At 63.4% G+C, this 9,293-nt stretch carries 3 protein-coding genes; all 3 read right to left on the bottom strand.

Annotated features, from left to right (window positions below):
* Positions 1 to 143: 143 nt before the first annotated feature.
* The 3 genes from Ssi02_RS13225 to Ssi02_RS39280 all read right to left on the bottom strand — a co-directional run bounded on the left by Ssi02_RS13225 (position 144) and on the right by Ssi02_RS39280 (position 8,809).
* A complete protein-coding gene (locus tag Ssi02_RS13225; RefSeq protein ID WP_204025320.1) occupies positions 144 to 1,235 on the bottom strand; it encodes a WD40 repeat domain-containing protein in 1,092 nt (363 codons plus the stop codon).
* A gap of 794 nt (positions 1,236 to 2,029) precedes the next feature.
* A complete protein-coding gene (locus tag Ssi02_RS13220) occupies positions 2,030 to 2,632 on the bottom strand; it encodes a hypothetical protein (RefSeq protein WP_204025318.1) in 603 nt (200 codons plus the stop codon).
* On the bottom strand, positions 2,633 to 8,809 hold the full coding sequence (locus tag Ssi02_RS39280; protein WP_204025316.1) for an RHS repeat-associated core domain-containing protein: 6,177 nt from the start codon (positions 8,807 to 8,809) through the stop codon (positions 2,633 to 2,635).
* Positions 8,810 to 9,293: the final 484 nt, after the last annotated feature.

Genomic DNA, 9,293 nt, shown 5'->3' with positions numbered 1-9,293 from the left:
CCATAACCGACGATCAATCGTCAACTTCGCTTTTCGGATGCCCTCTGAGGCGAGGTGCCATCAGGGAAACGACGCGCCACCCAACCTGCGATCTGCTCGACGGGAACGCTACGAATTTCACGGAGATCAGAATCTATCCACATTCACGACGCCCTCCCACCGTAGTCCTTGATTACTGCCAGCCTTTCGCCTGCCTCCGATATCGCATGGACCAGGCCTTCGCATTCACCTGCAACCGTGGTGACTCGCCACTGGGTGGGTACCGCCAGGGTCCCTGAGACCACCGCCAATCTCGGATAGGGGCGCGGAAGATGCACCATGTGCATCAGCCTGTTCGACAACGCATTTGCATGGTCGGTGATGGGCGGTCCCATTTGTGCCCCGGTAGCAAGGTCAAACGTGAGAATCGAGCCGTACTCCCCCACGACCGTGACGTAGTCACGGTCGTGGGTAGACAGCACAGTTCTCCTCACCGTTCCCAGTTCAGGAGGGGCCTGTAGATCCAGTCGGGCCCCATCGTCTAGATCCCACAGGGCCAGGCTCTCGCCGACGGTCAGCAGGACAGAGCGCCCGTCGACCAAGCGGCTTCCACACATAGAGTTCGGCTGAGGCGTGTCCAACACACCCAATGGTTTTCCGGATTTGAGCGACCAACATCGGACCTGACTCCCCGAGCTCCGAGCCCACACTCGCGTTTGGTCACCGGACTCGGCAACGTATATGTCCTCCACAGGTCCGTCACCTGTGCTCACCGTCTGACGCAGTGCCCCATCTGCTACATCCCAGATCCGCAGATGCCCGCTGTCGTGCCCGGAGACGAGGATTGGGTCTTCGGTCGTCATCGCGAACGAGAGAGCCTGCGCGTGCTCGAAGCACGGCAGCTCGCGCAGCCGGCCGGACATCACATCCCATATCTGCAACCGACAACTCGGTTCGTTCCCTCTTTCGCCATCCTCGCGAATACAGGTGGCCATCAGCGGTCTGCCCCTCACCACTCCCCACGCCACCGCTTCCACAGACCCGACATGCAGCTTCAAAAGCAGCCTCGGATCGAGATCGACGCCGCTCGCCCACTCCACCCGCCAAGGCGGAGCGCCCAGATCCAAACCGGCAAGCCGATCCGCAACGTCTACAGCACCCCGCCGCACCGCGTCGAGATACAGCAATTGACGCCGATCGAACTCACTCAACCCCGGCCGCCCCCATGCGGACCCGGCAGTTTTGATCCAGTCCACCCCGATCCCTCTTCCTTCAACGGGCCCCCGGTGCGGGCCGCCCCCTTCAGCAGCCCCCACCGGGCGAACCCACCACCAGTTATCCGCTTGTTACTCCATATCTAAAGGGCTTCCATGCCCCATTCAACACCGCTAGCCCATGTCCCGCAAAGGCAGCTAGAGCGATTTTAAGTCGTATCCGATGGACCTAAAATAGGCCCTCACGGACTCTCTCTGTTCAGCCACCGTCACTGCCTCATCCGGTTCCGCTGGAGCGAATATGTCCGCATCTTTGGCTGCCATGGCTCCGCGTAGCAGCCCGACCCCAAGTTCTACGCCGTCATTCTTCCTAAGACAATAAAGGAATTCTTCCGGTGTGATACTTGCCTGACTTCCCGGCACCACCACCATTCGAGAATCAGGTTCCTCAGCTCAGGCGCTATCCCAAAATCACCTCGAATCCAACAACGGCATGCAAGTCCTGGCAGGCATGAAGGAGGCTTGCACCAACTCAGCCGACCTCTGACGGATGCGCGCCACGTCGGTCCCGAAACCGACGAACGGGTCCCCGTCACCTGTCGCGGACATCGTTTTCGGCCTCCTTGGCGGATGCATCGGAAAGCATACGTCGAAGCCTGTCTCCAAACTTTTCAGCGTACGGTCCGTCCACCCAACCCATGTACACTAGTCCGCTGACGTTGCCGTCAGGCCAAGAAAACGCCGCCGGCAGGTAGTCGGCGGCGATTCCTCGTGCATTCAAAGGCTGCGCTCCAATCTGGAGAACAGGCCCTATACTTGCGAAGTTCACCTGATCACTACAGCCGATCTCGGATTTCCAGCCAGGCGTGAATCTCGCGATCGATCTCTTCATCCTCGATGTAAGCAGATATCCGATGGAGAGCCGAAAGGATCATCTCAACATCTTGCAGTGCCTCGAATTTTGGCTCGCCTGTCAGGATCACCTCACCGCCGACAGGAGCGTAATAGCTCTCATCGGCATTGAGATACCAGACTCTCTGAACCTCCGATTCTTCGATTGCGCGCTCACGTGTGAGAGGAATCTTCCCCAGCGCCCATTTGGCAGCTCCATCAGGCAGAAGGATTTCCGGAAGGTCGAAAACCGGCGGTTCGAACCGCCGAGCGACGGTCGCAAGCCTGAGCATCCAGTAGGCCCCGACCGCGGGCCGAACTCCCTCGAGCCTGACAGCTAGACCGATGACCTCTGCGCCGACTTTGAAGTCCCGTGCACGCCGGCTCGAAGTCGCGTCACGGAAGGGCAGGACGTCGACCTCGAGAGACTCAAAGACCGCCAGCCACCATTGAGGCGAGGTGCCATCAGGGAAACGACGCGCCACCCAACCTGCGATCTGCTCGATGGGAACGCTACGAATTTCACGGAGATCAGTATCTATCCACATTCACGGCGCCCTCCCACCATAGTCCTTGATTACTGCCAGCGGTATCCTGGTGCCAGCCAGAGCGAAGGCATCGACTCCATTCTGGATGAACGAAGCCGCACACTGTGCGCACGGCGGCGTGTAGTGCCCCGTAAAGTTATCGAACGACGTGACCTTGCCATCCTTGAATGTGATCTGTCCAGCACCAACAACCGGTGATCCACCGCTGGCTATCGTGTGATGGATTCCACCCAGCTTGCGTACAATATTCAGATTTCCTTGCTCCCCTACTGTCCAGAGATACTCGCCCCCGCCCTCGACTGCCCGTTTGAACTCGGCGGAACCGGCCGCCATCGCAGACACTCCCTCGAAGTCAGCCGCCATCTGTTCAAACGTCAGAGCATCCGGCTTGCTATTGGAGATCGCCCCGTCGCCACAGTTGTGAACAAGGACTGGTGTGTCGCCTGCCAGTGCATAGTACGTGTGGAGGTCGGCGACCGTGAGATTGTGTACATTCTGTTTGGCTGTACGAGTCTTTACTGTGGCGACCTGTACATAGGTGCCGGCAGAAGTCCTCAGTAGCATCCCGGGTTCGAGTTGGGAAGCCGGAACCCATGCACGGAGGCTAGGAACCCAGAACGGGTGGTTGTCGGTCGCGATCAGTTTGTCAGCGTGGCTCGGAGGCCCTCGGACGCCTTCCTTCGTGACCGAGATCTCGATGAGGGTTTTATCACCTCCACTGCCCATCAGAGCGATGACGTTCTTGGCCTCGCTCTTGCCGGTTGCGGGGTCAGTCGCGGTGACCTTGTCGCCGAGGTCGATGTCCTCGATGGGCTTCTTGGTGCCGTCGGCCATCAAGACCAGGGTGCCGGGGACGAAGCTGCTGCGGATCGGGCAGTTCGTGCCGTTCGGAGTGGACTTGGGTTTTGGCCTTGTTTTGGCTTTCGCCTTAGCTGATGCCGCCTTGGTTCGTTCGGCCGCCTGGGCGGCGACCTTTTTGGCGTGGGCTTCGGCTGCCGCCTTGGTGGCGGCGGCCTTGTCGGCTGCGGCTTTGGCGGCCTTTGCCGCGGCGGCTTTGGCGGTTTCGGCGGCGCGTTGGGCGCCGGCGAGGATGGCTTTGGCCCATTTGAGTTCTTGGAAGAAGGTGAGGACGGCTCGGCCGGCTCGCCAGATGGCTTCGACGATCTTCTTGGCTTGGAAGATCTTGGACCAGGGGATGGCGTCGACGATTACCCAGACGCAGGCGCCGAGGTCGCCGCTGAGGCATTTGATGATGTCGTTGACGCCGAGGATCTCGGTGAGGATTTGGCCGCCGGCTTCCAGGATGACGTCGATGACGCCCTTGGACTGGATCTGGTGGGCCTTGGCGACGTCCTCGGGGGTGGGGCCGGCGGGCTGGTTGCCTGCGCCTGCTTTGGTGGCGCCCACGGCGGGGGTCATGCCGGTGGGGTCGGTGTAGACCAGGGGGTTGTTGGAGGCGTAGGTGTAAGCGCTGGTCTTGGAGGGGCCGGTCGGCATGGGGTCGGTCGAGGTGAAGCGGCCCGTGCCGGGGTTGTAGTTGCGTTCGCGGAGGTAGTAGTTGCCGTTTCCGGTGGTGTTGTCTTGGTAGCCTCCGGCGTACCGCATCGGGTTGTTGGGGACTGCGGCGGTTTTGGGGCCTTCTATGGTGCCGCTGGCGGTGGATGTTGATTTTTCGGTGGACTTTTCGGGTGGGGTTTCGGCTGCTTGGGTGGTGAGTGGCAGGGTGGGGCCGGTGCGGGGGTTGCCGAAGGGGTCGTAGTCGTAGCCCGCCTCGACCTGGCCGGTCGGGGAGAGCATGTTGGCCACGCCGCCTAGCCAGTCGTGGGTGTAGGCGTGGGTGGCGTTCTTCAGGAGGGCCAGGGGTTCGTCTTCGGGGCCGTGGACATAGCCCTGCTTTTCGAGCACGGTGCCGTTGGCGTTGACCGTGGTGTCCAGGGCGATTTGCGGGAGTGTGCCGTTGACGTCCCAGCTCCACCGCTGGGTGCCGGTGGTGCCGGCGGCGGAGAGGCGGAGGCCGGTGGCGTCGTAGGTGAAGGACGCATTGCGGCCGTCGACGGTGGCGGTGGCGAGGCTGTTGTCCAGGTTGTAGGTGAAGTTGTCGGCGCCGGCGCGGGTCTGGTTGCCGTTGACGTCGTATTCGAAGTCGCGGACCACCGTGCTGCCGGGACGGGTGACACTTTCGCGGGTGAGCTGGTCGGCGTCGTCGTAGGTGTAGGTGGTGGTGTCGGCGCCGACGCTGCCGGTGCGGGTCTGGCTGGTGCGGTTGCCGACCAGGTCGTAGGCGTAGTCGATGCGGCCGGCCGTGGTCGTGCCCGCAGCGCAGGTGGTGGCGGAATAGCAGGCCGAGGTGACGCGGTCGATGTCGTCGTAGGCGTACGACACGGTTTCAGTGAGGCTGCCCCGGGTGGTGATGGACTTGGTGGGGTTGCCTACCTGGTCGAGCGTCAGGTCGAAGGCCGAGACGGGCGCTGCCGTACCCGCCGCCGTTTTAATGGAGGTAAGGCGGCCGGCTTTGTCGTAGTCGCGGCGTTCGGTGAGGCCTGTCGCGGATGGCAGGGTTGTGGTGGTACGGCGACCGCCGGGGTCGTAGCCGAATCGCCACGTGCTGGGGCCGCCGGCGACGCCGCCTGTGACGGTGTGTTCGTTTTGGCGGCCTGCCGCGTCGTAGGCGGAGGTTACCTGTGTGCCGTCGGGATAGTGGCGAGAGGTGATGTTGCCGCGGTTGTCGTAGGCGTAGGTGAAGGTTTCGTCGGATTGGCCGGTGGTGCGGCGGGTGACACGGGTGATCTGGTCTTCGTCGTCGTAGGCGACGTCGCGCACGCCGGTCGGGTCGACATATGCGATGGTGCGGTCTTTAGCGTCGTATTCCCAGCGGTATTGGGGGCCGGTCGAGCCGAGGTTGGTCTTGGTGCGGCGGCCCAGGATGTCGTAGGTGTTGACGATGGTGCGGCGTTCCCGGTCGGCAGGGCTGACCCATTCGTTGGCCTTGATGGTGATGGCGGTGAGTGGGTTGCTTTCGGCGTCGTAGGTGACCTCGACGTAGCGGCCAAGTGGGTCGGTCCGTGTCGTCAGGCGGCCGATGTCGTCGTACGCCATGCGGGTATAGCGGCCGGCGGGGTCGCGGACGGATTCGACGAGGCCGTCGGTCGAGTAGGCGTAGACGGTTGAGCGGGCCTGAGGGTCGTTGGGGTTGTAGGGCGTGTCGGGGGTGTGGACGGTGACCGGAAGGTTGTCCTCACGGTAGGTGTAGTGGGTGGTGCGGCCTTTGGCATCGGTTTGGGAGCGGACGCGGTTGCTCGCGTCGAATGCCGCGCTGGAGGTGTTGCCCAGGGGGTCGATGGTTTTGGTCTGGTTGCCCGCCTGGTCGTACTCGTAGCGAGTGGTGAAGTCGGCGGGGTTGGCTCCGGCGACGTTGCCGCGCGGTTCGATGACGCTGGTCAGGAGGCCGTCGTCGTCGTAGGTGTAGGTGGTGATTCCGCCCTCGGGGTCGGTTTCCTTGACCTTGTTGCCGGCGGCGTCGTATTCGGTCTTGGTGATGCCGTTCGCCGGGTTCTTAAGCTCGGTCTGCCTTCCACTGCGGTCGTAGGTCATCGTGGTGGTGCGATTGAGTGTGTCGGTGGTCGCAGTGATCTGACCGTTGTTGTCGCGCTGGAAACCGGAGTGTTTGCCGAGTTCGTCGGTGCGGCCGGTGGTGCGGTCGAGGGCGTCGACCTTGATGTCGCGGTCGGTGTAGCCGACGGCGCCCCCCGGCAGGGGATACGGTCGCCGCATCCGGATGGGGTTGTCGTTGGCGTCGTAGAAGTAGGTAGTGGTGTAGGCCGGGTTGGGTGTGGGGCCCTCGTTGCCACGTGGGGTGGTGACGGTCTTCAGGAGGCCTTTGCCGTTGTAGGTGTAGGTGGTCCTGATCGGGTCGCGGGTGCGGAGGATCGCCGCGTCCTCGGTCTTGCGGCCTGCGTCGGTGTACTTGTACCTCATGGTGCGGCGAGGCTCTTTAACGCTCTCCAGCAGGCCGTTGTCGAGGTAGAAGTAGTCGGTTGTGGCGTCGGTGGGCGTTTGCTGCCGCACGAGGCGGCCGGTCTCGTCGTAGCCGTTGCGCCAGGCGCCGATCTTGCCGGGTTCGAGGGTGCGAACCGTACGGTCCTGGGCGTCATAGGTGTAGACGGTGGTGAACTCCCCACGGTTGGCACCGGCCACGGTGCCACGCGGGTCGACGGTGGCGACGGCGCGGCCGGTGGCGTCGTGGTCGATTTCGCTGCGGCGGCCTGTGGGGGAAACGGTGGCTTTGAGGAGGCCCGCGTTGAGGCTGCCCGCGGGGATGTACTCGTAACGCCAGACTTTGCCGCGTTGGTCGGTGGTGGACTGGAGTAAGCCGCGGTTGTCGTAGGTGTGGTTGATCTCGTGGTTCTCGGGATCGACACTACGGACGAGCTCGTTGTACTGGTTGTAGGTGTCTCGCCATACCCGTCCCATGGCGTCGGTGTGCTGGGTCGGGTTGTTTCGCGCGTCGAAGGTGGTGTTTTCGGAGAAGTTCAGCGAGCGTGGGGCGATGGACGAGGTACGGTTGCCGCTGCTGTCGTAGGTCGCCTCATGCTGATGTTGGTTGCCGTTGACGACGAGGTCGCGGTTGAGGTCGGCGTCGTAGCGGTGGTTGTCGCTGTCGCCGGTGGACCGCTGGGAGTAGACGAGGGTGTTGCCGCGGTAACCGTCGTAGATCGTCACCCCGTCCGGGTCGGTTGTGGCGGCTTCTTCCTTGGTGGCGTCCCAGGCGAAGTTCGTCTGTTTGGCGAGGGCGTCGCGCTGGGCGGCAACGCGTCCGGCCGGGGTGTAGTCGTTGGTGACGACGGTCTTGTTGTGGGGGTTGACGACGGTGGAGATCAGCCCGTTCGCCCCGTAGGTGTAGGTCCAGCGGAATCCGCGGGCGTCGAGGACCGAGGTCAGGATGCCGTTGGTGTACTGGTAGTTGACGTTGCGGCCGTCGGGGAGGCGGATCTCCTGGATCAATCCGTTTTCCACGCGGGCTTTCGCCGTACGTCCCGAGGCGTCGGTGATGGTGATCTCGGGGGCGGTGTAGGCGAGGCGGACCCCGACGTCACGGGCGTTGAGTACGGCGGTGAGCCGGCCTTGGCCGTCGAAGACGTAGCGGATCTGGCGTGGGGTCTTGAGTTCCCACCCGTTGGTGGTTTTGACCAGGGTGGACCGGGCTCCGGCGGGCCTGCGGTAGTTATTGGCGGTCGTGGGGGTGTACTTCCCTTGTGCACCGTCTTCGGCGCGTACGAGCACGTCGCCGCCAGTGCCGACCGGAGTAACGCGCATGTCGTATGACCAGGCCCAACCCGGGCCGATCGGGCTCGCGCCGCGGTTCATGGACGAGTAGGTGCGCATGCTGGCGAACTGCGGGCCGAAGGAGGCCATCGCCAGGTCCCGTTCCGTGCGCACATAGGCGCCGGTGCCGGTGTTCACACCCTGGCCGCGGGTCGCCTGGTGCGCGGCGGTGAGGGCGAGCGCGTTGCCGCAGCCGCAGCCGGCGGCCTGCTCGTTCGGCACGGGCGGCGGCATGTGGGTACGGCGGGGCCCGGCATGGTTGGACGGGCCGGAGACCAACTCGTTGCCCGCCGGGTAGACGGCGGCGACGGTGATGAAATATTGCTGGCCGAGGGTGAGCGTCCAGCCGTCGGCGGCGCCAAAGGAACGGCAGAAGTCGCCCGCTCCCCCACAGAACGACTGTTGCAGGTCGGCGCGTTGGATGAGGGTGGACGCCTGTTCCGTTTGGGATCCGGCGGCGTAGAGGCGCACGCGGACGCCGGTCCAGGTGGGGTCGGTCGCGGCGGCCGGGGTGAAGTAGGCGACCAGGGAGGTGTCGCCGAGGATGTAGCCGGAGCGCAGGTCGAGGATCGTGAAGGCGTTGGTGGAGTTGCGGGGTTTCGTGAGCTTCGACCACTGGGCGTCGGCGACCTTGGTGGGCTTGCCGATGGGTTTGGCGCCAAGTGGGACTACCGGTGGACGTTGGTTAGGTCTGAGGGCTTTGTCGGGCTGGATCTCCTTGGGCATCGGCCGGTTGACCGGGGCAGCGCCGGGGCCGGCCTGCGGCACCGGGGGTGACTGGGCGGCGGCGGGAGCGGGGGGCGGGATCCACAGGAAGGACGCCAATTGCACGGACACGATGGCCAGGATCAACATCCGAGCACGTCGAAGAGAACTCACGGCACTCACGGGTTCAACCCCCATCTAAAGGGTGAAGAATGGACGATCGGCGGATCGTACGCATATGTGAGGAAATCAGGCGATCTCTCGGGTTGCAATCCCGGAATGCGAGCAAATTTTTGTGGAACGTGGTAATCCGGCGTCTAATCGGGCCAGGGGAGCGGGATGCACGGAATGTGATCGGATGACAACATTGACAGCGGGTATTGGGGTGTGAGAGACATCATTAGGAGAGTCGATCCGGCAGGACCACCCCTGAAATCAGGAAAGCGATCACGACGGAATAGAAGCCGTTGTGGGGCGGCTTCTATTACGGTCCGCAGGCGGGGTGTTTCCGCTGCGCGATCAGCGCATTTCCGCTGGTGGAAGCCATCGTCGGCCGGCACGATTCCCCTGCGGGCCGTCCTTCGGGCACTCGATTCAGCGCAGCGGCGGTAATGTGAAGAATCCCCGCGGATAT

Source organism: Sinosporangium siamense (genome assembly GCF_016863435.1).
Lineage (GTDB): Bacteria > Actinomycetota > Actinomycetes > Streptosporangiales > Streptosporangiaceae > Sinosporangium > Sinosporangium siamense.
Note: the sequence above shows the minus strand (reverse complement) of the source record. Positions and strands in the feature narration are given on the sequence as shown.

Coding starts and splice junctions, on each gene's coding strand:
- Ssi02_RS39280 (WP_204025316.1), bottom strand. CDS start 8,809: ATGTTGATCCTGGCCATCGTGTCCGTGCAATTGGCGTCCTTCCTGTGG.
- Ssi02_RS13220 (WP_204025318.1), bottom strand. CDS start 2,632: ATGTGGATAGATACTGATCTCCGTGAAATTCGTAGCGTTCCCATCGAG.